21 protein-coding genes are annotated in these 23939 nt (G+C 54.7%); 5 read left to right on the top strand and 16 right to left on the bottom strand.

From position 1 onward, the window contains the following. Positions 1-95: 95 nt before the first annotated feature. The 5 genes from YERSI8AC_RS13495 to YERSI8AC_RS13515 all read right to left on the bottom strand — a co-directional run bounded on the left by YERSI8AC_RS13495 (position 96) and on the right by YERSI8AC_RS13515 (position 7334). The gene (locus tag YERSI8AC_RS13495; RefSeq protein ID WP_022523169.1) at positions 96-725 is read right to left on the bottom strand and encodes a L,D-transpeptidase family protein; all 630 of its coding nucleotides are present in this window, start codon (positions 723-725) and stop codon (positions 96-98) included. Between the two features lie 154 nt (positions 726-879). Next, the gene (locus YERSI8AC_RS13500; RefSeq protein WP_022523168.1) at positions 880-1344 is read right to left on the bottom strand and encodes a hypothetical protein; all 465 of its coding nucleotides are present in this window, start codon (positions 1342-1344) and stop codon (positions 880-882) included. 46 nt (positions 1345-1390) lie between these two features. Next, positions 1391-1852 carry a DUF6586 family protein gene (locus YERSI8AC_RS13505; RefSeq protein ID WP_022523167.1) on the bottom strand — a complete coding sequence of 154 codons (462 nt, stop codon included), beginning with the start codon at positions 1850-1852 and terminating at the stop codon, positions 1391-1393. Continuing rightward, positions 1849-4476: a type I DNA topoisomerase gene (gene topA / locus YERSI8AC_RS13510; RefSeq protein ID WP_022523166.1), complete on the bottom strand. Its 2628-nt coding sequence runs from the start codon at positions 4474-4476 to the stop codon at positions 1849-1851. The genes YERSI8AC_RS13505 and topA overlap by 4 nt, the downstream gene beginning before the upstream one ends. A gap of 314 nt (positions 4477-4790) precedes the next feature. Beyond that, entirely contained in the window at positions 4791-7334 is a 2544-nt protein-coding gene (locus YERSI8AC_RS13515; RefSeq protein ID WP_022523165.1) for a DUF3141 domain-containing protein, read from the bottom strand. A gap of 235 nt (positions 7335-7569) precedes the next feature. On the opposite strand from YERSI8AC_RS13515, the gene YERSI8AC_RS13520 reads away from it, so the two are divergent. Then, positions 7570-8556: a LysR family transcriptional regulator gene (locus YERSI8AC_RS13520; RefSeq protein ID WP_027957536.1), complete on the top strand. Its 987-nt coding sequence runs from the start codon at positions 7570-7572 to the stop codon at positions 8554-8556. A 178-nt stretch (positions 8557-8734) separates the two neighbouring features. Further along, positions 8735-9799: a lipoyl synthase gene (lipA, locus tag YERSI8AC_RS13525; protein ID WP_022523163.1), complete on the top strand. Its 1065-nt coding sequence runs from the start codon at positions 8735-8737 to the stop codon at positions 9797-9799. 112 nt (positions 9800-9911) lie between these two features. Here the strand turns inward: lipA and lipB are convergent, their stop codons facing one another. The 11 genes from lipB to YERSI8AC_RS13580 form a co-directional block, all read right to left on the bottom strand. Beyond that, on the bottom strand, positions 9912-10574 hold the full coding sequence (lipB, locus tag YERSI8AC_RS13530) for a lipoyl(octanoyl) transferase LipB (RefSeq protein WP_022523162.1): 663 nt from the start codon (positions 10572-10574) through the stop codon (positions 9912-9914). 2 nt (positions 10575-10576) lie between these two features. Then, positions 10577-10885 (bottom strand): HP0495 family protein, encoded by a 309-nt coding sequence (locus tag YERSI8AC_RS13535; RefSeq protein ID WP_022523161.1) that lies wholly within the window; start codon positions 10883-10885, stop codon positions 10577-10579. A 95-nt stretch (positions 10886-10980) separates the two neighbouring features. Beyond that, positions 10981-12195 carry a D-alanyl-D-alanine carboxypeptidase family protein gene (locus tag YERSI8AC_RS13540; RefSeq protein WP_022523160.1) on the bottom strand — a complete coding sequence of 405 codons (1215 nt, stop codon included), beginning with the start codon at positions 12193-12195 and terminating at the stop codon, positions 10981-10983. A gap of 96 nt (positions 12196-12291) precedes the next feature. Further along, complete coding sequence (locus YERSI8AC_RS13545) at positions 12292-13308, bottom strand: septal ring lytic transglycosylase RlpA family protein (protein ID WP_022523159.1); 1017 nt, start codon at positions 13306-13308, stop codon at positions 12292-12294. Continuing rightward, complete coding sequence (mltB, locus tag YERSI8AC_RS13550) at positions 13305-14366, bottom strand: lytic murein transglycosylase B (protein WP_009286996.1); 1062 nt, start codon at positions 14364-14366, stop codon at positions 13305-13307. Before mltB ends, YERSI8AC_RS13545 begins: the two co-directional genes overlap by 4 nt. Positions 14367-14444: 78 nt before the next feature. After that, positions 14445-15605, bottom strand: coding sequence for a rod shape-determining protein RodA (gene rodA, locus YERSI8AC_RS13555; RefSeq protein ID WP_041158541.1), 1161 nt, complete (start codon positions 15603-15605; stop codon positions 14445-14447). 3 nt (positions 15606-15608) lie between these two features. Continuing rightward, positions 15609-17516 carry a penicillin-binding protein 2 gene (gene mrdA / locus YERSI8AC_RS13560; protein ID WP_022523157.1) on the bottom strand — a complete coding sequence of 636 codons (1908 nt, stop codon included), beginning with the start codon at positions 17514-17516 and terminating at the stop codon, positions 15609-15611. A gap of 88 nt (positions 17517-17604) precedes the next feature. Then, positions 17605-18072, bottom strand: a complete 468-nt coding sequence (gene rlmH, locus YERSI8AC_RS13565) for a 23S rRNA (pseudouridine(1915)-N(3))-methyltransferase RlmH (RefSeq protein WP_009286999.1) — start codon at positions 18070-18072, stop codon at positions 17605-17607. After that, positions 18069-18455 carry a ribosome silencing factor gene (gene rsfS, locus YERSI8AC_RS13570; protein ID WP_022523156.1) on the bottom strand — a complete coding sequence of 129 codons (387 nt, stop codon included), beginning with the start codon at positions 18453-18455 and terminating at the stop codon, positions 18069-18071. The genes rlmH and rsfS overlap by 4 nt, the downstream gene beginning before the upstream one ends. A gap of 78 nt (positions 18456-18533) precedes the next feature. After that, positions 18534-19193, bottom strand: a complete 660-nt coding sequence (gene nadD / locus YERSI8AC_RS13575; protein ID WP_022523155.1) for a nicotinate-nucleotide adenylyltransferase — start codon at positions 19191-19193, stop codon at positions 18534-18536. Between the two features lie 9 nt (positions 19194-19202). Next, positions 19203-20510, bottom strand: coding sequence for a glutamate-5-semialdehyde dehydrogenase (locus tag YERSI8AC_RS13580; RefSeq protein ID WP_022523154.1), 1308 nt, complete (start codon positions 20508-20510; stop codon positions 19203-19205). Between the two features lie 198 nt (positions 20511-20708). Between YERSI8AC_RS13580 and YERSI8AC_RS13585 the strand changes: the two genes are divergently transcribed. From YERSI8AC_RS13585 to YERSI8AC_RS13595, 3 genes are read left to right on the top strand one after another with little or no spacing between them, the layout of a single operon-like run. Next, positions 20709-21563 (top strand): hypothetical protein, encoded by an 855-nt coding sequence (locus YERSI8AC_RS13585; protein ID WP_009287000.1) that lies wholly within the window; start codon positions 20709-20711, stop codon positions 21561-21563. Next, on the top strand, positions 21560-22489 hold the full coding sequence (locus YERSI8AC_RS13590; RefSeq protein WP_159176885.1) for a diguanylate cyclase domain-containing protein: 930 nt from the start codon (positions 21560-21562) through the stop codon (positions 22487-22489). The genes YERSI8AC_RS13585 and YERSI8AC_RS13590 overlap by 4 nt, the downstream gene beginning before the upstream one ends. Positions 22490-22532: 43 nt before the next feature. Beyond that, positions 22533-23930: a bifunctional DedA family/phosphatase PAP2 family protein gene (locus YERSI8AC_RS13595; protein ID WP_022523153.1), complete on the top strand. Its 1398-nt coding sequence runs from the start codon at positions 22533-22535 to the stop codon at positions 23928-23930. The last annotated feature ends 9 nt before the right edge of the window (positions 23931-23939 follow it).

Consider the following 23939-nt stretch of genomic DNA (forward strand, 5'->3'; position numbering starts at 1 on the left):
CAAAGCACGCAAGTCAAACGCTGTTTTATAATAGACCACAGCGGTTGTCTATAGCCACTTGTTTAAAACCTCGAACTTCCATCAACGGCGTTAGCTTAACGGATCACTACCCGAGTGCCAACACCCACTAGCGCTGCCAGGCGATCGATTTGATCGTTGGTAACGGCAACACACCCCTGGGTCCAGTGATAGCGCCCATGAATATCGGGGTCTGCGCTACCCAGGCCATGAATTCCAATCGCCCCACCCAGTGCGGTATTTTGCGGGGGGTGACCATAACGTCGATAGTAGTCGAAGTAGTCATCATAATCAGCTTGGGTATAAATCCCTTTTTCCAGCGCCATTCTAGCGTGCGCTGGGGTTGGGTAATCAATGCCTATGAAGGTACGCCACTGGCTTTCGTAATTAAAACGGTTGACATGAAACTCCCCCATGGGAGTCACATTATCGCCGCGAACCCGTTGGGTTTTAGCCCCAGCACGGCCAAGTGATATAGGCGCAAACCGCTCCAGCAGCGCGTTACCCCGAAACACGCTAAGGGTGGCCTCTTTATCGTCCACCAGCACCCACAGTTCGTTGCTATGACGCGGCACATGAGCGCGACTCAGTATCGTTTCTACGAGATCAGTGGCGGTATCCTGACTGGGCGCAGTAACAGCAGCACTGGCCACGGCTGGCAAGCTCAACACCATGGCTAAAAATCGACGGCGATTAACTAAAAACATGACAGCTCTCGAAACAAGTTAGCCCGCGATTGACCGACTCTGCGCGTCTGGTGGCTGTTATACCCTATTCCCACATTCGCCGTTAGCAATTTCGTCATGTACACGACTGACGCCCCGAAGAGCAGTAACCGATAATCCACTAGTAGAGACCCCATCAAACGCCCTGAAACTCTTCCATACTCGCCATTATATTGCGTATCTCGGAATTATGTCCTTGAGCCAGGGCATTGAAAAACTCCTCTTCAGGCTCAATTTTCGCTCGTGCCGCGCGATGCTCGTAGAGCGCTTGAAGGCGCTGATGCGACGATGTGGCAGTTCTCATCGCATCCTCTATCGAGCCGGTGATGGTTTGTTCCGACAAGCGATCCAACTCAGGCGGCTGGGGGAAATCGCTGGAATCATCGAACCATAACTCCAGCACTTCTGAATGGTCAGAGCCATCGTGGAAGAGATCTTCAAGCCCCGTTTTCATTTTTAGCTCACGGCTGGCCAAGTAATTAAACGCCATCTCTAAGCGCTGATTCTCAGCATCCTCAGCGGCTTCGCTATACTGTCGCGCCATCCGGGCATGAAAACCCGCCGCCCATTCGATTAAATCTTTCACCTGGTTATAGCGCATCATGATCTCCTTTCTTAACGACTTGAGCGATGCATAACAATAAACACTACCACTCCAGGCTAGTTTCGCGCAGCGCGCCTATTTCACGCTTGGCCGCCTGAAGATTATCCAGTAACTGCTGGCGCAAACCGGCCTGATTACCCACGGCAATCATAGCGGGGTTGTGAGTTTCGCGCCGCGCAGCACCTTCGTCACTATGTAGGCGCTCAAGTTGCCCCTCCAACCAGTTCAGCCAGCTTTCCGGCTGGGCTTTCAAGTCGCGCAGACGTTGCAGCTCGGCCAAGGCAGGGCCATCCTGGGCCAGCAATACAGTCCAGCGATGCTCCGACAGCCGAGCGTGTTCAGTAACTTCGCGCAGTAACGACTCAAGCGCCAGCTCAAAAAGCGCCAGCGCACTCTCTTCCAACGCCATCTGCCGCGCAGAAGCATGCTCATCACTTCCCGCGGGCAAGGTGACTAATAGCTCCGCCTGATAGAGCAGCTGGTTGGTTCGTGACCGTGCATTCACTTGCGTTTGTCCTCCACGTGCCATTTACCGGCATCAAACATGGCTTTCCAGCCTGTGGCCTTGCCCTCCTCGTCGGTCATCACGTACTGCTCTTTGCTCTTCCGCGAGTAGCGGATTTGCGCCGGGCGACCATCCGGATCTTCACTCGGCGCTTTAAGAATGAAGTGATACTTTTCGGGCAGCTCATCGGCGTGCGCTTTCAGCTCTTTCACCAGCGGCGGCCGTGTTTCACGATTTTTAGGGAACTTGCTGGCAGCCAAAAACAGCCCGCTTGCGCCATCACGCAGCACGTAATGGTCGTCAACTTTTTGGCAAGCCAGTTCCGGCATCGGGATCGGGTCCATTTTTGGCGGCGCCACTTCGCCGCTTTTCAATAGCTTACGGGTGTTTTTACATTCGCTATTGGTACAGCCAAAATACTTGCCAAAGCGGCCTGACTTCAACTGCATCTCAGAGCCGCACTTATCGCACTCGATGATCGGGCCGTCGTAGCCTTTGATCTTGAATTTGCCGCTTTCAACTTCGTAGCCGTCACAATCGGGGCTGTTACCACAGATGTGCAGCTTACGCGTTTCATCGATTAGGTAGTTGTCCATCGCCGTGCCACACTTGGGGCAGCGACGCTTGGCACGCAGCGCATTGGTTTCGGCCTCTTCTCCCGCGTCTTCGGCCACCGCCTCTTCACCAGGAATCAGGTCAATGGTGGTTTTACAACGCTCTTTGGGCGGCAAATTGTAGCCACTACAACCCAGGAAAACCCCGGTGGAAGCGGTACGAATTTGCATATGACGACCACAGCTTGGGCAGTCGATATCCGTTGGCACCGGCTGATTGGGGCGCATGCCATCTTCGCTCTCAGCCTTGGCCAGCTCTTCACGGAATTCTTCGTAGAAGGCATCCAGCAGCGCCTGCCAGTTGCGTTCGCCTTCGGCGACCTCATCCAGACTATCTTCCATGCGGGCAGTGAACGAGAAGTCCATCAAATCAGGGAAGGACTCTTTCAACCGCTCGGTGACGATATCGCCCAGCTTTTCGGCATAGAAACGACGGTTTTCCAGCTTCACATAGCCGCGATCCTGGATCGTTGAGATGATTGAAGCGTAGGTTGACGGTCGGCCAATGCCCTGCTTTTCAAGCTCTTTGACCAGGCTTGCTTCGGTGTAGCGTGGTGCTGGCTTGGTAAAGTGCTGCTGAGGATCGAGCGCTTCCAGTGCCATAGGCGTACCTTTTGGCAAGTCCGGTAAGCTCTGATCTTCATTTTTACCACTAGGCTTCATCACCCGGGTATAACCATCAAACTTCAGTACACGTCCTTTGGCACGTAGCTCGTAGCCATCGACTTCAACACTCAGCGTGCTTGAAAGGTACTCTGCAGGGGTCATTTGGCAGGCCACAAATTGACGCCAGATCAGCTCGTAGAGACGCTCGGCATCCCGCTCCATTCCGGCCAGATCGGAAGCCTTACGCTCGACACTGGAAGGGCGAATCGCCTCATGGGCCTCTTGAGCACTCTCTTTGCTGCTATAACGATTAGGTGCTTCGGGCAGGTAGCGTTCGCCGAACTCTTCACCGATATAGCTACGCACACCCTCAACCGCATCTTTCGATAAGTTGGTGGAGTCGGTACGCATATAGGTGATGTAACCCGCCTCATAGAGGCGCTGAGCCATGGTCATGGTTTTCTTCACAGAAAAACCTAACCGGCCACTCGCCGCTTGCTGCAGCGTAGAGGTAATAAAGGGTGCCGTGGGCTTTGAACTGGTGGGTTTGTCTTCCCGTGAGGTAATCGCCAGCTTGGCTTTTCTAAGCTGCTCAATACGCGCAAGGGTGTCTTTTTCGGAGGTAGGCTTAAAGGCCTTGCCATCCTGACGAACCAGGGCAAAACGCACCAGTTCACCCTCAGGAGAGGCCAAATCCGCGTGCACATCCCAAAACTCTTCAGGAATAAAGGCACGGATTTCGCGCTCGCGCTCAACAATTAGACGTACCGCGACTGACTGTACGCGGCCAGCCGACAGCCCGCGCGCTACTTTCGCCCACAGTAGAGGCGAAAGCATAAAGCCCACAACGCGATCCAGGAAACGCCTTGCCTGCTGCGCCTCTACCCGGGGGATATTGAGCGCGCCAGGCGCCTTGAAAGCGTCTTGAATCGCGTTTTTGGTGATTTCGTTGAACACCACGCGTTTGTAACGGCTGTCATCGCCACCGATGGTCTCGCGCAGGTGCCAAGCAATGGCTTCCCCTTCGCGATCCAAATCCGTTGCGAGGTAGACAGCGTCAGCCTTCTCAGCCAGCTTCTTTAGCTCGGCAACGACTTTCTCTTTTCCAGGCAGCACCTCATAGCGGGCTTCCCAGCCGTTGTTGGGGTCAATCCCCATCCGCCGAATCAGCTGATCTTGGCTTTTACGTTTTTTATATTCTTCTTTCTCTTCCGCCGACATCTTGCGTGTCGCTGCGGCCTGGCGCGCGCGCTCCTTGGGGTCGGAGGCTGCCTTACCTGAGCCGCTGGTCGGCAGGTCACGAATGTGGCCCACGCTCGACTTCACGATGAAATCGTTGCCGAGATATTTGTTAATCGTCTTCGCTTTCGCTGGCGACTCGACGATGACCAGTGACTTGCCCATAGTGCTCCACTTTCCTAATGCACGGACTGTCTAGCGCGTGCTCTGAATTCGGTGCCGTATCGACGGGCTGAAACTGCCCGTTAAAAAAGATACGGATGAAAAAATGCGCCTACCCTACCCCAGCCCTTAGCTAAGCGCCAGTGGCAACCAAGCCGTAGGGAGAATCCATAGACTTTAGACAACCAGGGTTATATTTCAGACAAATAGTAGCTAGACACTAGACTGCCACCGACATTACAGCAACCCAAAAGGTAATCAGGCAAACAAAGCGCCCCCACCAAATAGGCGGGGGCGCAATGAGCTAATGTACTGATTTAGCGTTTAGGCGGCGTCTTTTTACGTCTGGTAGTGCTGGTGGGTTTAGCCGCCGGCTCACTGGCCGACTCGCTAGTCGCAGCAGATTTAGACGATGACTCCTTAACCACAGACTCCTCATTCACCACGGGCTGCTCCTTGGCCACTGGCGCAGACGAAGTCGTTTGCGTTTCGGCCAGCTTAGCAGTAGCAGCTTTGGGCTTAGCGGCAGGCTTAGTTGTCGCAGCCGCTTTGCTGGCCGTCGGCTTGCTCGCAGCCGGCTTATTCGCTACCGATTTGCGGGGTCTTGCCTTATCAAACAACACTTTAATTTGAGCAAAGCGCTCAGCAGCATGCTCTGAAAGATCGCCGCTGGCGGCAAACACATGCTCAAGGTGGCTAATATAGCCATCGACATCATCGTTGCTGCTACCTGCTAGCAAAGTAGGCAGCGAATTCAACGCCTGCTCACGATCCAGCTTCAAGATAAAGAACTGCTCGCGCACCAAGTTTTTAAAATCACTCAGTTCGATACCAGGCTCAAGCTCCGCACGGGAGGCGCGTAGCCGCTTAAAGTTACGCTCATCTGTAGCTGGGGCGCCACCGAGCACATAGATAAGCGAGCGCATAACCGCTTCATGGGCACTGCCCTTAGCAATTTTCTCTCGCAGCTCTTCCTGACGCTGCTCAATAAAGCGACGGTGCTCGGGCTCTGCCCCTGGACGGCGGCGGTGTACATGGGCATCGCCATACAGACCGACAGCAGCCTGCAATAGCGGCTGGCCGTAGATATCCATAAACATTTTTTCGGTGCTGCTATCCCGCAAATCGCGCATCGCATTGAGGCTGGCGACCAGTTGATCAGACCCCATAGTTTCAAGCGTTTTGAACAGATTATCTTTTGATACTGGGTGACGATTTTTGCGCACTGCTTCCGCCATTACCGGTAGCGGCACCGAAAGTGGATTACGATCAGAAAGCAGCTTGTAGCCCAAACGGATAGGGTGCATACGACGAATCAAGCGGGCAGCTTCCGGTGTCATGATGGCTTTTAGCCACGGCTGCAGAAAGAGCCGATACATCCCCAAATTGATTTCTGAGATCCGTGCCACGGTGGCAAAACGACGATCATCCTCTGGCTTGTGCATTACTGCCTGATCTAACTCTTCAAAGTTACGCGGCATAAATTCGAGCAGATAATCCCGCTCGAACAGCTCAGCGTCTTCACCCTTCTCTGCCGGAGATATGGAGGTTTCGTACAGCCCAGGCGGCAGTACGTCGATGTAATCCATATTGGCGGTGAATTCGGTATGCTCTTTGCGCGATACGCTGCCCGAAACAAATATACCTAGATGGCCGGTCGTATCATGCTGGCAATAGACGATGGTTTGCTCATTGGCAATGATGTCATCGGTGTTTGCATATAAATCACGAATCCACCCCAATGCTTGAGGCGGCGGAGTAATGTCATCCCCACGCGAACAGAACACAACCACCGGCGAACGCACATTACGCAGGTCGATTCGGCGGCCATCATGGGTGACCAGCTGCGCGGTAGAGAGCCGATTACCGACAAACAGATTATCGACGATATACTGAATCTCTTCACCGCCTAATACGACGTGACCACCCCACCAACGCTCAAAATCGAGGTATCGGCCCGCTTCGGTATCGATATTGTCGTAAAGGTGATACTGCTTTTTCCAGTAGGTATTAGCCGGGTTGAGGCGCTCGAAGTTCTGCACCAGCCACGCCCCGTCAAACAGGCCGTCGCCAATATCACTGGTGAGTGCCGTAATCCAGCTACCTCCCGCCATCCCGCCGGTATAGCGCATGGGGGCTTTGCCGTGTTCACCCGCCCAGTAGGAGAGTGGCGCGCCAGCAATCAGGATAGGGCCAAAAACGTCAGGCTCCAAGGCAGCCGCCATCATGATCTGCCAGCCCGCCTGGCAATTGCCCACCACCATCGGTTTTTCAGTCGTTTCGGGATGCAGCTCAATCACATGGCGCAAAAAAGCGATCTCCGACTCGACCACATCCTCAACGGTTTGGCCTGGCTCAGGAAACGGCAAAAAACCAATAAAGTAGCAGGGGTGCCCCGCTTTAAGCGCCACGCCCAACTCACTGTCCGGCTTAAACCCTCCAATCCCTGGCCCATGCCCCGCACGTGGGTCAACCACTACAAACGGGCGCTTTTGCAGATCAATTTCTGTCCCTTCGTGGGGCAACACACGCAACAGTTCGTAGTTGGTTGGCCGCGGCAGCGTCCGACCATCCATCAGCACTTCGGTATCGAACCCCAACACATTGGGCTTGGTTTGCTCCATATGCTCGAGGTACTGATTACCGCGTTCGCGCATAACGTCCAGATAGAGAACGCTGCGCTCCATGCTATCGCGCCAGTAACCAAAGGCTGCACGCCCAAACCCGAAAGGATCGAATAATGAAGCGATCGCCTCACTTCCAGGTATGGCTGTGGAATCATTTTGTTGCTTCAACCATGCGCTAGTGAAAGCGTTAGCAGGAAACATAGTCTTGGCGAGTGGGTTAGCAAGAAAGTTCATAGGGTCTCCCGTTGGGTTGATGCACAGGCATCAGACCCGAAAGCAATGATGCTGCAATGCAATATAGTCTAGGCCACTATGCGCACGGCGTCGATCTTTAACCCTGGCAATTACGCCTTATGTGACTAATGAAGTCCTGTTTAGGCAGTCTAAAAGATTCAGTGTTAGCATGCTTTGCCCTGGCGATGAAGCCTGATTTTGATATTAGTTAAAGGGTGCTCACTACGAGGTTTTTATGTCATCCCCCAATCTGCTCAATCGCCTAACATTTCGGCAACTCCAGGTCTTCCAGGCGGTGCATCGGCAGCGCTCCTACTCTCGTGCAGCTGAGCAACTGGGACTGACCCAGCCAGCAGTCAGCGCGCAAATACGGCAGCTTGAGTTGGCACTGGGTCAGCCTCTGTTTAATTATGCGGGTAAAACGCTTCACACGCTTCCCGCCGCCGATACCCTCGCCCACTCAGCGCGCGAAATTTTTGGCCAACTGTCACGGCTGGAAATGAACCTATCGGATATTAACGGCAAAATAAGCGGCGAACTCAACATCGCAGCGGTTTCCTCAGCCCAATATGTGGTGCCTTACTTACTTGCCCGCTTCCGTGCTCACTATCCCGAAGTACATGTCCGCTTAAAGGTATGCAATCGCTGCCAGGCACTCGATCGATTGGCTGAGCAGCAGGACGACTTGGTTATCATGGCCATGGTGCCTGAAGACGATCGCTTGGTAGTGATGCCGATTATTGATAACGAACTGATCGCCGTCGTCTGGCCCGAGCATCCGCTACTTTCGATGCCGCAACCCTCCTTAGCAGACTTTGCGCGCCATTACGTGCTAATGCGCGAACCCGGTTCCGGCGTACGCAACGCTTTTGAGCAGATGGCGGCCAGTCAGCAGGTCGCCCTTCCCCACTGTATTGAGTTAGGTACCAATGAAGCGATTAAAGGGGGCGTCATGGCTCACTTAGGTGTTGCCGTGCTGCCGCGTTTGGCGGTGCAGCTGGAGCTTGAGCAGGGGTTACTGTTTGAGCTGGGGTTGCCCGACTTTCCCATCCACCGCTCTTGGTGCACGGTCTATACGCGGGAGCGCTTACCCACTCCGGTCGCCGAGCTATTTTTGAGTTTCATCCGTGAACACTTACCCGACTATCGCCGTCACTTTCAGGCGCCCGCCAGCCCCTTACCCAGCCATGGGGTAGCCTGTTTGCCGATACTTCCCTCCTGAAGGCGAGTGATGGCTTACGGTGTCTTGTTGGCAGCGAGATATGTTACATTAGCCATCATTAGCGCGATAAAATATTGAGCAAACTTCGTATTAACCAGGTATCAATAGGCAGGCTTGGAACAGGGTTAAACCTTTTTTACGCCTTCGGCCTACCGCACAGAAGAGAGGCTCTGTCACTATGAGCAATAACCCCTCGCAGCGCGTGTCCAGCGGTGAAAAATACCGTAATGAACATGGCATGTCGGTGATCAAGGATGGCATGAAGCAGCGCAAAGCGCAGCCAGAGGCCCCTTCTGTTGAGCTTGAGCGCAAACCCAAGTGGCTGCGAGCACAGATTCCAGGTGGCGAGCGTTTTGAAGCGGTCAAGAAAAACGTCGCGACCCACCGATTAAGCACTGTTTGCGCTGAATCCCACTGCCCCAATATGGGCGAGTGCTGGAGCAACGGCACGGCCACTATCATGCTGATGGGCTCGGTATGTACCCGCGCCTGTCGGTTCTGCGCAGTAGACACCGGCAACCCCCAGGGCTGGCTTGACCACGAAGAGCCTGAAAACACGGCCAAATCTGTAGAGCTCATGGGGCTGCGTTATATCGTACTGACTTCAGTTGACCGTGACGACCTCGACGATGGCGGCGCAACCCACTACGCCAACTGCATTCGCGCGATCAAAGCGCGCACACCCGAGGTGGTAGTCGAAGCCTTGACGCCCGACTTTGATGGTGACCTTGCCGCTATCGAACGCGTCGTCGATTCAGGCCTACAGGTATTTGCCCAAAATGTGGAGACCGTGGAACGCCTGACAGGCCGAGTGCGTGACCGGCGGGCAGGTTACCGCAAAACCCTCGATGTCCTTGCTCATGCCAAGCGCTACCGCCCAGATATCATCACCAAAACCAGCCTGATGCTGGGCTTGGGTGAAACCGACGAAGAGATTTTGCAAACGTTTGATGATTTACGTGAGATCGGCGTCGATATTGTCACGCTTGGCCAGTACCTTCGCCCGACCAAAAATCACCTGTCGGTTGAGCGCTGGGTAACGCCTGAAGAGTTTGATCGCTACCGCGTGATTGGCCTGGAAAAAGGCTTTATGGAAGTGCCCTCTGGCCCGCTGGTACGTTCAAGCTACCGCGCTGATCGCGTGTTTGAGAAAAACAATCTGGGGCTCGCCTCACCTGCCGCGATTCCCGGTCAGGAGCAAGAAGCAAACCCCAATATTATTCCAGCGCTCAACGTAGGATAGGCTTAAATTAAGCGTTCTACGGGGCTTGCTAATATGTATGGAGCGGGTTTTAAGACCCGCTTTATAAGCCTCGTTTTTTTGAACCGTTTTTTTAATAAAGGTGACCCAATTTTTACAGTGGCGTGTTCTCGACACTGACCAATTCGCGGTTTAGCCGTTTAGCTAGCGCCTCGGCCAGCTGCTCACCCACCCGATGATCCCCTGGCAACGAGACGAGGTCAGCCAACTTCGCCATGGGCATACCTGCATAGCCGCAGGGGTTAATGCGCAAAAAAGGCGTCAGGTCACCGTTTACATTCAGCGCCACGCCGTGAAAGCTCGCCCCCCGCCGAATACGCAGACCCAGTGAGGCAATCTTCGCCTCACCCGCTTCTGTCATCACATAAACCCCTGGAGCATCGGGCCAAGCTCGGGCGCTCACGCCATAGTGGCTCAAGACGTCAATCACGGCATTCTCCAATGCAGTGACTAAATCGCGCACGCCAATTTTTCCCCGCCGTACATCCAGCAGCGGGTACAGCACCACCTGCCCTGGCCCGTGATAAGTGACTTGCCCCCCCCGATCAACGTGCACCACCGGAATATCGCCGGGCAGCAGCAGGTGTTCGGGCTTGCCAGCCTGGCCTTGGGTAAACACCGGGTCATGCTCGACCAACCAGAACTGATCAGGGGTTTGCGCATCCCGTGTATCGGTTAGCGTGCGCATAGCTTCCCACACTGGCAGGTAGGCTTGGTGACCCAAATCGTGCAACTCAATCGGCACGGTGTTTTCCACGGTTACACCACCATATGCACACGGCCAGTAGCCTTGAGGTCGTCGAACAACTCTTTAATATGCTGCTCTCCGGTCGCTCTAATCACCACACGTACCGATTGAAAACGGCCATTGCGGCTATCGACCACCTGCATTGCCGTTGCATCGAAGTCAGGGTCATGGCGCACAATCACCTGGCACACACAGGCAGGAAAATCTTCGGCCGCATCGCCGACAACTTTTAACGAGTAATCACATGGGAAAGTGATTTTAGGCGGCTCCTGAGCCGCCGGTTGGCGCAAATCACGAAGTCCCGGAGCACCTTTTTTCATAACAAACCTATTTCGTAAAGACTGATTTTCACAAAGACTGGGTTCATCACAGATATACGCTAGAACCCATCAACCTACCGGCTGTAAGTCTATAATCAATCCGTAAAATTACTAATCAGATTACTAAAGAAGCGCTGCACCTGATCGAACAAGCGCTTAAAGAGACCACCCTCTTCGATGTTTTCCAGCGCCACTAAGCGGCGCTCACCGACCACTTCATCACCTAAATGCACTTCCAGCGTACCAACCTCGTCGCCAATGGCAATCGGTGCCTGTAGGTCTGGATTGAGGTTTAGGCGCGCACGCAGCTCTTCGTTGCGGTTGCGTGGCAGGGTCATAAAGACTTCTTCATCGACACCAACACGCAGCTCATTGATATCGCCGCCCCAAACCCGCGGCGTTGCCAATACGGCACCGCGCTCATAGAGCTTCATGGTTTCGAAAAAGCGGAAACCGTAGCTGAGCAGCTTTTGGGTTTCTTGAGCGCGTGCTTCATCAGAGTTGGTGCCCATCACTACGGAAATCAAGCGCATATCGTCACGCTTAGCTGAAGACACCAGACAGAACCCCGCCTCCGTTGTCCAGCCGGTTTTCAGGCCATCCACCGAAGGGTCACGCCACAGCAAACGGTTGCGGTTGGGCTGATCAATACCGCCATAGGAAAACGTACGATGGGAGTAGATTTCGTAGTGATCAGGGTAATCATTAATAATGTGCTGGGATAAACGCGCCAAGTCATGGGCCGTTGAGTAGTGATTGTCGGCGGGCAAGCCAGTGGCGTTCTGGAAGTTGGTGTTATTCATGCCCAACCGCGTGGCATGCTGATTCATCAGATCGGCAAAGGGCACCTCACCACCCGCCAAATGCTCTGCCATGGCGACACTGGCATCGTTGCCCGACACAATTATGATACCGTGGAGTAAATCATCCACCGAAACCTGATCACCCACCTCAATAAACATTTTCGAGCCGCCGGTGCGCCAGGCATTCTCGCTAATATTAACCATATCAGTGAGCTTAATGGTGCCACGATTGAGCTCACGCTCTACCAAATAGGCGGTCATCAGCTTGGTTAAACTTGCTGGTGGCAAACGTTCATCGGAATTATGCTCGGCCAAGATACGGCCACTGTTAGCATCCATCAGAATCCACGAACTTGCCGCTAACTGAGGGGCTGAAGGGATAATGGTTTGCGGCTGCGGAATTACCGGCTGAGGCGTTGGCTGGGCACTGGCAGGCACAGCAACCGTCGCCATGGCAGCGAAGAGGCACAGGCGTGCAGAGCGACCAATGGATGTAAACACGTTCATAACGTCAGTCTCACTTACTTGAAAGCTTACTTGAAAAGCTTATTTTAAAAAACGGCGGCGCGTAAGGCGCGCCACCGGAAATAAACAGGGGGTGAATTATCGCACAACAAAGACCTGGGGGAACCCTGCTTGGCGCAGTGTTTCTCGCGCTTGAGGTTCTTGGCTCGGAGCGATGGGCCCCACTTGAACACGATAAACGTCAGCGTCGTTCATAATACGCACCGCATGGGGCTGCTCACCTTGTAAACGCTGCTGCAACTGCTGAGCGCCTTCCGGATTACCCAGTGCCGCGATCTGCAGATACACTGCGTCGCCAGCTTCCCCTTCGTTTGGCGGCTGCGCTGTTTGTGTCTGTGGTGAAGGATCAGCCGCAGATGCAGCAGACGCCGCCGGCGGAACGGGCATAGAAGAAGCATTTGCAGCAACCCGCTGTGCCTCGGCTACGCGAGGCTGGGGGGAAGCGCCGCCACCGCCCTTGCCGTGCTCGGCTAGCCACTGCTCAGGGTTGATCGCTTCCACTTTCACGGAACCGGTACCATTGTCGAGGAAGCCTAGCCGGGCGGCTGCCGCGTAGGAGAGATCGATCTCACGGTCACTGTGGAAGGGGCCACGGTCGTTCACTCGCACAATGACCGATCGCCCATTATCCAGGTTTGTGACTCGCGCAAAGGTGGGTAGAGGCAGCGAACGGTGTGCCGCCGACATCTTATACATGTCGTAGATTTCACCGTTTGAGGTCGCGTAGCCATGGAATTTTTCGCCATACCAGGAGGCCGTACCACGTTTCTCATAACCCGTTGCATCAGGCAGCACTTGATAGGTTTTCCCCCACACTTCATAGCTAGAGCGGTTGCCCGCTCTGGAAGGCTGCTCGATGCGGGGCTCTGCATCAGGCACCTTGGTAACATCCGGCGGCTCGAGCGGATAGGCATCACCACTCATGGCATAGCGGCCACCACTAGTGTTGGCCGCCGTTGAAGCCGGAGCCGCCGTTTGATTCGCGGAACCGGAGGCATCTACCCGCTGAGTGTCATTGCTGGCACAGCCGCTGACCAGCGCCAGTAAGGCAATCGCGCCAACCGCCCGCTGGCTAATCCTCAATTTGCTCTTCATCCCTCATCCTCGTGCAGCTCAGCAATCGCTTCTGCCAACTCGGCTACGGCCATGGCATAGAGGTGACTATGGTTGTAGCGGGTAATCACGTAAAAATTATACTCGCCAAACCGGTAACGGGTCTCTCCATTGGCGAACTCAAGCGCCAACGGCACCACTGGCAAATTATCATCAAGTGGCTCGCTGGGCTCAATCCCATGAGTGGCCAACTGAGCAATGCTCACCGCAGGAGGTGAGGTTTGGTTAAATGAGAGTTCCTGGAGTAACTCTACGGGCATTACGTCTGGCCCAGTGGCCTGGTGGTAGATATCAGCTCCCGGCTTCCAGTTATGCTCGGCAAAGTAATTCGCGACGCTGCCAATCGCATCAACCGGGTTCTCCCAAAGATCACGTCGTCCATCGCCATCAAAATCCACGGCATAGGCTTGATAACTGGTGGGAATAAACTGCGGGTAACCCATCGCACCGGCATAGGAACCGCGCAACTCGGTAGGGTCGACCTGCTGTTCGTAGGCAATACGTAAAAAGGCCGCTAGCTCACCGCGAAAAAAAGCCCCCCTTGCAGGATGATGAAACGCCAGTGTGGCTAGCGAATCCAGCACGCGATGCTGGCCTTTATGGCGACCATAGTAAGTTTCAACGCCAATAATAGCGGTAATGATTTCAGCGGGCACACCATAGGTGCTTTCCGCGCGCGCCAAGGCGTCGGCATGAGCATCGATGAACTCCACGCCCTCTTCAATGCGCTGCTGGGTCAGAAAAATAGCACGATATTCGTACCACTTCAGACGCCGCTCAGCAGCTCCTTCCATGGCATCTAATACGCTTTGGGTATAGCTCGCCTGACCCAGCGCTTCTGCCAACCAGTCTTGCGGCAACCCTTGCTCGACCAGCTCTTCCACCAGCGCTTGGCTGTCAGCATTTTGCTGGGGAGCAAAGTGGTGAGGAGTCTCAAACTGAGCCTGCGGTGAAGGCTGATCAGCAAACGCCATGGGGGTCACCCAGCACATCAGCGCGGCCAACACATAGCTGCTCGTCTTCCCTTGAACCTTGTTCATTGGCTCTCCACTCCTGAGCTATTCAATCCTGAATTATCCATTACCGAGCAACATTAGCGTCTGAAGCAGACAGCATCGCTAGCGCGACAGTAACCGACGATGCGCATGTATCGACATGAGAATACCGAAACCCGCTAACAAGGTCACGCTAGAGGTGCCGCCATAACTAACCAATGGCAGCGGCACCCCCACCACGGGCAAAATGCCACTCACCATGCCCATATTGACGAACACGTAGATAAAAAAAGTTAAAATGATGCTGCCTGCCACCAAACGCCCAAAGGTATCCTGCGCGGAGCTAGCCATCCACAAACCTCGGCTGACAATCAATAGATATAGGAACAGCAGCACAAGCATACCCACCAAACCAAACTCCTCGCCCAGGACGGCAATGATGAAATCGGTGTGTCGCTCAGGTAAAAACTCTAGTTGGGACTGGGTACCCTGCAGCCACCCCTTGCCCCATAGCCCTCCACTACCTATGGCCGTGGTCGACTGAATAATATTCCAGCCTGCCCCCAACGGATCGCTTTCAGGGTTGAGAAACGTCAATACCCGCTGACGCTGGTAGTTATGCATATTCATCCAGAGCAGCGGCACTGCGGCAGCCCCCAGCGCGGTAATAAATCCAATCAAACGCCACGACAAGCCCGCCAGTAGCACGACAATCAGGGCCGCGCTAGATACCAGCAGCGAAGTACCCAAATCGGGTTGGATCGCGGTTAGTACCACAGGCACGCCAATAATGACCCCACACACGACAATATCGCGCAGGCGGGGCGGTAGTTCACAGCGATTTAGATAGGCAGCAACCATTAACGGGGCAGCTAACTTCATCATTTCCGATGGCTGAAAACGTATCACACCAGGAATCACTAGCCAGCGCTTCGCCCCCATGCCCACATCACCCACTACATCAACGGCAATCAGCATGGCTACGCCAACACAATAGGCCAATGGAGCAAAGCGCAAAAAGGTTGAGGGCGAGAACTGGGCAATAATTACCATGCCTACCAGCGCGATAAGAAAACGCACGCCTTGGCCAATCACTGCATCAATAGATTGTCCGGAAGCGCTGTAAAGAACGATTAAACCGCTCCCCATCAGCAGCAATAGCAAACCTAGCAGCCAAGGGTCGAGATGGATTCGCTCCCAGATACTTTTCCGCCGGGCGATACCACTCTCAGGCGGGCGAACAGGATGGCCACGCATCGAACGGGCTATATAATGCCAAGGCATGGCTTAGTTTCCCTCCACATTGGCATCATCTTCTTCCAACACTTCACGCACTTCCTCTACGTCGGGGGCCTCATCCTCAAGTAACCAGGCATCGGTCATTGCACGGGCCAGATGCGCTGCGTGGGTACTGCCACCACCGGCATTCTCAACAATAACCGAGACGGCAATCTGGGGGTCATCCAACGGCGCAAAGGCCACAAACAGAGCGTGGTCGCGCAGTCGTTCGGCCAGCTCATCGGCGTTGTAGCGCTGATCCTGCCCCAGCGAAAATACTTGTGCGGTGCCTGATTTGCCGCCCATGCGGTACTCAAGGCCCACACCGGTTCGCCGGGCAGTGCCTTCCGTGCCACTAACCACCTTTTCCATGCCGCTGAATACACGATCCCACCAGCTATCATTGGCGAGCACAATATCATCTAACGTATCCGGCAGATCACGCGGCACAGGGGTATCACCAATCTGTCGGGCCAGCCTTGGTTTCACCCAATGGCCCCGATTGGCCAGCGTTGCCGTAGCACTGGCTAGCTGGAGAGGTGTTACCTGCCAATAGCCTTGTCCAATCCCCACCGAGAGGGTTTCCCCGGGATACCAGGGCTGGTTAAAGCGGCCACGCTTCCAATCTCGCGAAGGCATCAAAGCACCACTCTCTCCCTGAACGTCATGGGCTACACGCCGGCCAAAGCCAAAATTACTCATTTGATCATGTAAGTCATCAATGCCTAAATCGTGCGCAAGGGTATAAAAATAGGTGTTATTAGATACCGCTAAAGCTCGTTCTAAATCGACCCGCCCGTGCCCCCAACGCAGCCAGTTGCGATAGCGTCGGGAATCATTAGGCAATTGGTAGTAACCAGGGTCGTTTATGGTGCTGTCTGGAGTGATTACCCCTTCCACCAAACCCGCGAGCGCTAGAAAGGGCTTAATCGTAGAGCCGGGAGGATAGTGACCGCGAGTCGCGCGGTTAAACAGAGGGAGATCAAGGTCTTGCTGCAAAGCGCGATAAGACGCAACATCAATACCGGTGACAAACTGGTTACTGTCAAAACCCGGTGTCGATACCATGGCGAGGATCTCACCAGTGCCCGGCACGATAGCCACAATGGAGCCACGACGACCATCCAGCAATTCGTAAGCCAGTGTTTGCAGCGACTTATCCAGGGTTAGGGTTAGGTTCTTACCAGGCACCGGATCGGTTCGCCCAAGCTCCCGCAAGACTCGCCCGCGAGCGTTTGTCTCAACTTTGCGCAAGCCTGCCTGACCGTGCAGCTCCTCTTCGTAAAAACGCTCAACCCCCGTCTTACCGATAAAATGAGTCCCTGCGTAGCGACCCGCGTCCAGGGTTTCCATCTCTTCGGCGTTAATCCGCCCAACGTAGCCCAGTGTGTGTGCCATGATTTCGGCATCGGGATAGTAGCGCAGCGGCTGAGCCTCTATTTCGACTCCAGGCAGACGATGACGATTAACCGCCAAACGGGCAATTTGTGCTTCGCTTAAGTCACTGGTAAGGAGGGCTGGCTGGAAAGGACGCTGGCGTTGGCGTGAACGCACATTGAACGCCTCGATCTCCTCTTCAGGCAGTTCAAGCAGGTCGACCAATAGTGCTAGGGTTTCATCTAGGTTATCGACACGCTCGCGAACCAGCGTGAGGTTGTAGGTGGGACGGTTTTCAGCCAGCAGCACCCCGTTACGGTCATAGATCAAACCGCGGTTCGGCGGCAGCGGCTCGACGCGAACCCGGTTGTTTTCGGAGCGCGTGCTGTACATATCATGCTGGACGATCTGCAAATAAACCAAGCGACTCGTTAGCAAGCCTGCAAGCGTAAAAACTACTAACACCGCGAGTAGCGCTCTAACACGAAAAATACGCAGTTCTTGCTCGGAGTTTTTTAGCGTGTTGGGGCGCTTGAGCATGGTAACGATGACTCTCAAATCAAACAATCAAATCAAACAAAAGGCGCAGCAGTCCATAACAGTGATCGCTCACCATCTCAGTTAGCCGTCAGCGGTGATAAGGGTGACCTACCAGTAGTGTCCAGGCACGGTAGAGCTGCTCGGCCAGCATAATCCGCACCAGCGGGTGAGGCAGCGTCAGCGGGGAGATCGACCAGGTTTTGTCAGCCGTCGCAGAGAGCGAGGGCTCGAGACCGTCTGGCCCCCCCACAAGCAGGACAATATCTCGCCCGGCCATGCGCCAGGCATCGGCTTCTTGCGCTAACTGTTCGGTGGTCCAAGGCTTACCTTTGACTTCCAGCGCGACTAGATACTCGTCGCCACGCAACTTGTCGCGAATTCGCTGCGCCTCTTGGGCACGCGCCTTCGCGATATCTGCATTTTTGCCACGCTGACCGAGGGCAATTTCTTCTATCTCGAGATTAAAATCTCTCGGTAGCCGCTTGCGGTAAGTATTGACGCCCTCTTCTACCCAGCCAGGCATTTTGCTTCCTACCGCTAACAGCCGGATCTTCATGACATGCCGGCTCGCTCTTGGAAGCGCTCAAGAGAGTCGCCAATGGCACCCGAGTCGCTGGGCAGATCGGCCCACAGCCGCTCTAAGTCATACAGGGTGCGTGCCTCGGGCATCATCACGTGGACAACGACATCCCCCAGGTCGACCAGTACCCAATCGGCGTTATCGCCACCTTCAACGCCCAGCGGGCCAAGCCCTGCAGCCTTGGCTTTTTCCACGACGTTTTGCGCCAGGGCAGCCACATGGCGGGTCGAAGTGCCACTGGCAATCAGCATGAGGTCGGTAACCTCGGTTAATTTGGCAACATCCAACTGTGTAATGTCACGTGCTTTCAGTTCTTCTAGCGCGTCAACCGCTAGATTTTTCAATGTATCGATGTGCATGACTCCTAAAGACAACCTTATTGGTTAATCGGTCAATAAAGCCGGCCATTGTAACGGCTTCTTTGATGACTGCCAGCGCTATTCGCGTTGTCGATAAAGTCCGTCCTGCGTAATGGCCAATTCAACGGCTTCTGGCAGTAAATAGCGCACGCTTTTCCCGGCCTCCAAACGCTCGCGGATATACGTCGCCGAGATCGCCATCAGTGATGGCAGTTCCAATGGCAGATAGCCGCCGCAAGGCCGCTGCATCAATGCGTCTACGCTATCGACTCTGCGATGCGCTACCAGTTCCATTAATGATGCCGGTAACGGATCGTCATAGCCCGGTCTGGCAATCACCACTAGATGAGCAAACTCAAACAAGCGCTCCGGCTGGTGCCACTGGGCGAGCCGCAAAAAGGCATCAAAACCAATCGCCATCACCAGACGGGCCTGTTCGCCAACTTCCCCACGCAGCTCAGCCAGTGTATCGACGCTATAAGAGGGGCCGTCACGGCGCAGCTCGCGGTCATCGGCGATCAGCCCAGGCGTCGCACCGATACCCGCTTCTAATAACGCCAATCTCTGTTTCGCCGAGACTTGGGGTCGCCCACGTAGCGGTGGCTGTTGAGCCGGTATCATATGTAGCCGATCAAGCGACAGCGCCTCATGCAACTCTACCGCGCTGCGCAAATGCCCCAGATGAACAGGGTCAAAGGTGCCGCCCAACATGCCGATACGCTGCTCCGTTTGACTCATGCCACCACCCTATTCACGCACCTGGCCATCGCCAAATACGACGTATTTCTGAGTGGTTAGCCCTTCCAAACCGACAGGCCCACGGGCGTGAAGCTTATCGGTTGAAATTCCGATCTCAGCGCCAAGCCCGTACTCAAAACCATCGGCAAACCGGGTAGAGGCATTCACAATCACCGAACTGGAGTCGACTTCCGCCATAAAGCGGCGTGCGAGTGAATAATCCTGGGTGACAATCGCATCAGTGTGGTGAGAGCCGTACTGTTCAATATGGGCAATCGCTTCATCGATACCATCGACCACTTTGATTGCCAGCACGGGGGCCAAATACTCGGCATACCAATCGGCTTCTTCAGCAGCTGCCGCCTGTGGCAACAATGCCTGCGTACGCTGGCAGCCACGCAGTTCAACTTCATGTTCGGCATAAGCGCGGGCCAGTTCCGGCAGCAGCAGGTCAGCAATCGGCGCATCAACCAGCAACGTTTCCATGGTGTTACAGGTGCCGTAGCGATGAGTTTTCGCATTGACGGCGATGGCTAGCGCTTTGGCGGGATCAGCGGTGGTATCGATATACACATGACAAACACCGTCGAGATGTTTGATAACCGGTACGCGGGCATCACGGCTGATACGCTCAATCAACGACTTTCCACCGCGGGGGATAATCACGTCGACATATTCCGGCATGCTAATCATTTCACCCACCGCCGCGCGATCAGTGGTGGCGACTACCTGCACACTACCCGCTGGCAGGCCTACATCAGCTAACCCCGTTTGGATACAGGCGCTAATGGCGGCATTTGACTGGCTGGCTTCCGACCCGCCGCGCAAAATACAGGCGTTGCCCGACTTCAAACATAGGCTGGCGGCTTCCAGGGTTACATTTGGGCGCGACTCGTAAATAATTCCGATGACGCCCAGCGGGACGCGCATTTTGCCCACTTGGATGCCGCTAGGCCGATAACGCATATCGCCAATTTCGCCCACCGGGTCAGGCAAGCCCGCTACCTGCTGTAGCCCTTCAATCATGGCGTCGATACGCGCGTCGTTCAGAGCTAAGCGATCCAGCAGCGCGCTTTCCAAACCGTTCTCGCGGCCACGCTGTAAATCCTCGGTGTTGGCATCCAGTATTTTGGCTCGCGCCTCGGTCAAGCGCTGCGCCATAGCCATTAGCGCACGGTTTTTCAACCCGGTATCCGCCCGCCGCAGTTCACTGGCGGCACGGCGCGCCGCTTGCCCCAAGGCCTGCATGTAGGCGGGCACATTCCCGGCAATTAAGTGCTGATGGGCCTCGTCTTGGAACGGTGTTGAAGCGCTCATAGTGTCTCCGTACGGAAGGATACTTTAATTTTTTAATTAACCATGTATCGCGTTTTACATGTTTTGCTTATGTTACGTCATTTCATCGTTATACTGGGGACGATTAAGGCACTAATATGTCTCGCGTACATTTATTATCCTACAATTACTTTACTTGATGAGATACATCTGGTCATTCAGGACGAATAGTAAGTCACCATGCAAAGCAAGTACAAAATCCGCCTGCTACGTGCCAATCTTTTAGCTGCTGCCGTCGCTTTGGCACTATGGACACCCGCTACACCCCCTGCTGCTGCCCTAGTGCTGTGGCTATCAGTCGGCTGGTTACTCATCACCGCACTGATGCTTGATTTTAGCCACCGTCGTTCGCGAGGATTGCCATGGCAAATTGTACCGGGTGCACTGCTATTGGGTTTAATTGCCACTGCTCCAGAACGACACGGCATTTTAATCTGGGCCTGGGCCGCAATGCTGATGCTGCCCCAAAACAATGGGGTCGCCGCTTTTAACCTCAGCGCTGCACTGATTAGCGCTGTAATGGTAGCACCTCAATTGGAGGCGTCAGCGCTTGTGCTGCTGATTTGTTCACTGCTGGTGCTTGGTCTGCTGGCCTTATCCAGAGCACAGCAGCTTATTGATATGAACGGCTCCATTCGCCAACGCCTGCGACTGATTCCCGGCCTTAACCTTTGGGCCGGTGAGCAGTTGCTGCGCGATATCGCCCGTGAACAAACGCGCTGCGAGCGTGAAGGCGTTCATGCGGAACTGTTTATTCTGCACGTAAAACGCCACCAACTGTGGCCAATGGCGCAAAAGCTGTGCGAATTAACCTATGATTTTGAAAACGTTTACCGCTTAAGCAGCACAACGCTGGTGACACTCATTCTTGCCCGCTCACCTAGAGAAGCCGCTCAACGACGCAGCCTACTACTCGCCGACTTACCCGACAATATTACCAGTGAACACCTTGAATTAATCGATATCGAACCGGCAACGCTTTCGGTGTTTGAGATCAGCAAACTTCCGGCTGAGCGGGTGCGGGAGACGGTATGATCGAGCACCTCCCCAAACGATTAATGACCCTGGCTTATACTTCCAGTATCGCGTTGATGGTGGGCTACGCGCTATGGCTGTATGCCATGGGTGACTACCGCGACCTGCTGATTCCCACCTTTATGACCCTGCTGCTAATGGCCGCCCTGCTAATGCATATAGGGCAGGGCGTGAAAAGCTACCTGCCGCGCATTATTTTACTCTGCAGTACCTACTCGGTAGTGCTCGGCGCTTTCTATTTTCAGCCGCAGGTATCACCTCTATGGTTAGGCCTGCCGATTACCGCCGCGTTTTTACTGCTACCGCTATGGGCCGCAATGCTGATTAATATTGCCATTGGGCCATTGTGGTGGCTGCTTCCTTCGGTCGCCTCTGCGCCACCGGCGATTATCGTGGGCTATGCTGCTTTAACACTGTTACTTGCCCTCCCCCGCTGGGAGCATGCTCGTCGCCGTGCACTCTTAAGAGCTACCGACCCCAACGACAGCGACTGTGAAGCTTTCCACATGGACACGCTAAAAGAGCGTTTAAACAGCGAGTTCCAGCGCGCTGCCATGCTCAATCAGCAACTGGCAGTGCTGGTACTGCATTTACCGCAGTTGGATATGGCAGCAGAGCAGTTTGGCCATCGTGCGCAAACGGCGCTGCTGGGAGCGCTATGCGGTGAAGTGAATAGCCGTTGTCGCGATCATGATGTGCTGGGGCGCGCGGACAGCGCCACTTTTTGGCTGGTTCTACCTGACACTAGTGAAAGCGGCGCTCTGTTGGTACGCGAGCGTTTACAAAGAGCTCTGTCACAGCGTGTACTGGTAGAAACCGGTCAACTGGAAGCGCGCATTGCCGCCTGCTTACCCAGTCGCACCGAGCACTTTGCACACTATGTAAAGCGCCTGGAAACCCGCGGCGCCGCCCTCGCCAACCTCTAGTCTGCCTTTTCAATGTCTCTTATCTGACGCTGGAGTACTCTCCTTGCCGCTAGCCGATCTGCTCCACTCATTAACGCCATCGCCTGCGTTGATCGTCTGTCTGGTGCTGGCGATTTCATTAGTAGAGTCACTTGCCTTGATCGGGCTGCTGGTGCCGGGCGTGGTGTTAATCACTACCGCAGCCTCCCTGGCGGGACATCAGGATCTTGGCTTGGCATGGTTAATCGGTGCTGCCTTCATAGGCGCTATTTTAGGCGACGGCGTCAGTTTTTCGCTGGGCTTTAAACATCACGAGCAGGTCACTCAGAGATGGCCCCTTTCCCTGCATCCCGAATGGTTGGGCCGCGGGGCACGGTTCTTTGAGCGCTATGGCATTTGGTCAGTGTTTATCGGCCGCTTTGTCGGTCCGGTGCGACCGATTATTCCCTTGGTAGCAGGCATGATGCGTATGCCACCACGCACCTTTATTTGGGCTAACGTCACTTCTGCAGCACTGTGGGCGCCTGCCTATATACTGCCCGGCTATTTGTTGGGGCGTACCTGGCAGCACCATTTGAATCTACCGCCAGGCATAGAGGCTGCGCTGCTTATCCTCGCAGCGATCATTGTCGTGCTCGCGGTGATTTTCTCCTGGGGTCGGCATCAGGCGACACGGCATGGGCGACTTTACCGGGCTATTGCTGTCAGCGTTCGCCGTATGCCGCTACTACGTAGGCCATGGCTGGCCATGAGTCAAACCGGCGATGTCCCCTTGGCTTCACTACTGTTACTGGTCATAGCGCTAGGCAGTCTGTCTGGCTGGACACTGCTGGTCATCGCCCACCATGAACCGCTTGAGATTGATCTGTTCATTCAGCAACTGTTCTCCTGGCTGCAAAGCGATGTTTTGTACCGAGCGGGGAATGTTTTTGCACGCATTGGCGACACCCTAGGCATTATCGCTTTAACACTGCCTTGGGCAGCATGGATGCTGGTGAGCAAGAGATGGGAGGCTTTACTGCACTGGAGTGGCGCCTTTGCCAGCGTCGCCTTGCTAAACACAGTAGGCAAAGGGCTGTTTGGTCGTGCTCGCCCAGAGACACCGGACTACTTAATGGGCTCGTTCTCCTACCCCAGCGCCCACACTTCCACCGCCGTGGTGCTCGTTGGCCTTACAGCGGCGTTCGTTGCGGCCGAGATACCCCGTCAAAAACGCTTTTGGGTGTACTGGATAGCACTAGCGCTTGCGCTGCCCATGGCGCTATCAAGACTGGTGGTGGGCGTGCACTGGTTCAGTGATCTGGTGGGAGGCGCGCTACTCGGCTTGGTCGTTTGCGCACTCACGCTACTTCATTGGCAGCAGCAGTCGCGCCCGTCGATGCGACCCTGCCCGTGGCTTCTGCTCAGCCTGGCATCGCTAGTGCTTATCAGCGCTCGCGTCGGCTTATTCCCACCGGTTTAGCTTTAAATC

Source organism: Halomonas sp. 113 (genome assembly GCF_904067645.1).
In the GTDB taxonomy this organism is placed as follows: Bacteria; Pseudomonadota; Gammaproteobacteria; order Pseudomonadales; family Halomonadaceae; genus Vreelandella; species Vreelandella titanicae.

What these genes read in the sequence shown, in the direction of transcription:
- YERSI8AC_RS13535 (WP_022523161.1), bottom strand. Translation starts at nt 10,885, where the DNA reads ATGAAAAAAGGTGCTCCGGGACTTCGTGATTTGCGCCAACCGGCGGCT.
- mrdA (WP_022523157.1), bottom strand. Translation starts at nt 17,516, where the DNA reads ATGCTCAAGCGCCCCAACACGCTAAAAAACTCCGAGCAAGAACTGCGT.
- YERSI8AC_RS13545 (WP_022523159.1), bottom strand. Translation starts at nt 13,308, where the DNA reads ATGAAGAGCAAATTGAGGATTAGCCAGCGGGCGGTTGGCGCGATTGCC.
- rodA (WP_041158541.1), bottom strand. Translation starts at nt 15,605, where the DNA reads ATGCCTTGGCATTATATAGCCCGTTCGATGCGTGGCCATCCTGTTCGC.
- rlmH (WP_009286999.1), bottom strand. Translation starts at nt 18,072, where the DNA reads ATGAAGATCCGGCTGTTAGCGGTAGGAAGCAAAATGCCTGGCTGGGTA.
- YERSI8AC_RS13495 (WP_022523169.1), bottom strand. Translation starts at nt 725, where the DNA reads ATGTTTTTAGTTAATCGCCGTCGATTTTTAGCCATGGTGTTGAGCTTG.
- YERSI8AC_RS13580 (WP_022523154.1), bottom strand. Translation starts at nt 20,510, where the DNA reads ATGAGCGCTTCAACACCGTTCCAAGACGAGGCCCATCAGCACTTAATT.
- topA (WP_022523166.1), bottom strand. Translation starts at nt 4,476, where the DNA reads ATGGGCAAGTCACTGGTCATCGTCGAGTCGCCAGCGAAAGCGAAGACG.
- lipA (WP_022523163.1), top strand. Translation starts at nt 8,735, where the DNA reads ATGAGCAATAACCCCTCGCAGCGCGTGTCCAGCGGTGAAAAATACCGT.
- mltB (WP_009286996.1), bottom strand. Translation starts at nt 14,366, where the DNA reads ATGAACAAGGTTCAAGGGAAGACGAGCAGCTATGTGTTGGCCGCGCTG.
- YERSI8AC_RS13540 (WP_022523160.1), bottom strand. Translation starts at nt 12,195, where the DNA reads ATGAACGTGTTTACATCCATTGGTCGCTCTGCACGCCTGTGCCTCTTC.
- rsfS (WP_022523156.1), bottom strand. Translation starts at nt 18,455, where the DNA reads ATGCACATCGATACATTGAAAAATCTAGCGGTTGACGCGCTAGAAGAA.
- YERSI8AC_RS13585 (WP_009287000.1), top strand. Translation starts at nt 20,709, where the DNA reads ATGCAAAGCAAGTACAAAATCCGCCTGCTACGTGCCAATCTTTTAGCT.
- YERSI8AC_RS13500 (WP_022523168.1), bottom strand. Translation starts at nt 1,344, where the DNA reads ATGCGCTATAACCAGGTGAAAGATTTAATCGAATGGGCGGCGGGTTTT.
- YERSI8AC_RS13520 (WP_027957536.1), top strand. Translation starts at nt 7,570, where the DNA reads ATGTCATCCCCCAATCTGCTCAATCGCCTAACATTTCGGCAACTCCAG.
- YERSI8AC_RS13515 (WP_022523165.1), bottom strand. Translation starts at nt 7,334, where the DNA reads ATGAACTTTCTTGCTAACCCACTCGCCAAGACTATGTTTCCTGCTAAC.
- YERSI8AC_RS13590 (WP_159176885.1), top strand. Translation starts at nt 21,560, where the DNA reads ATGATCGAGCACCTCCCCAAACGATTAATGACCCTGGCTTATACTTCC.
- nadD (WP_022523155.1), bottom strand. Translation starts at nt 19,193, where the DNA reads ATGAGTCAAACGGAGCAGCGTATCGGCATGTTGGGCGGCACCTTTGAC.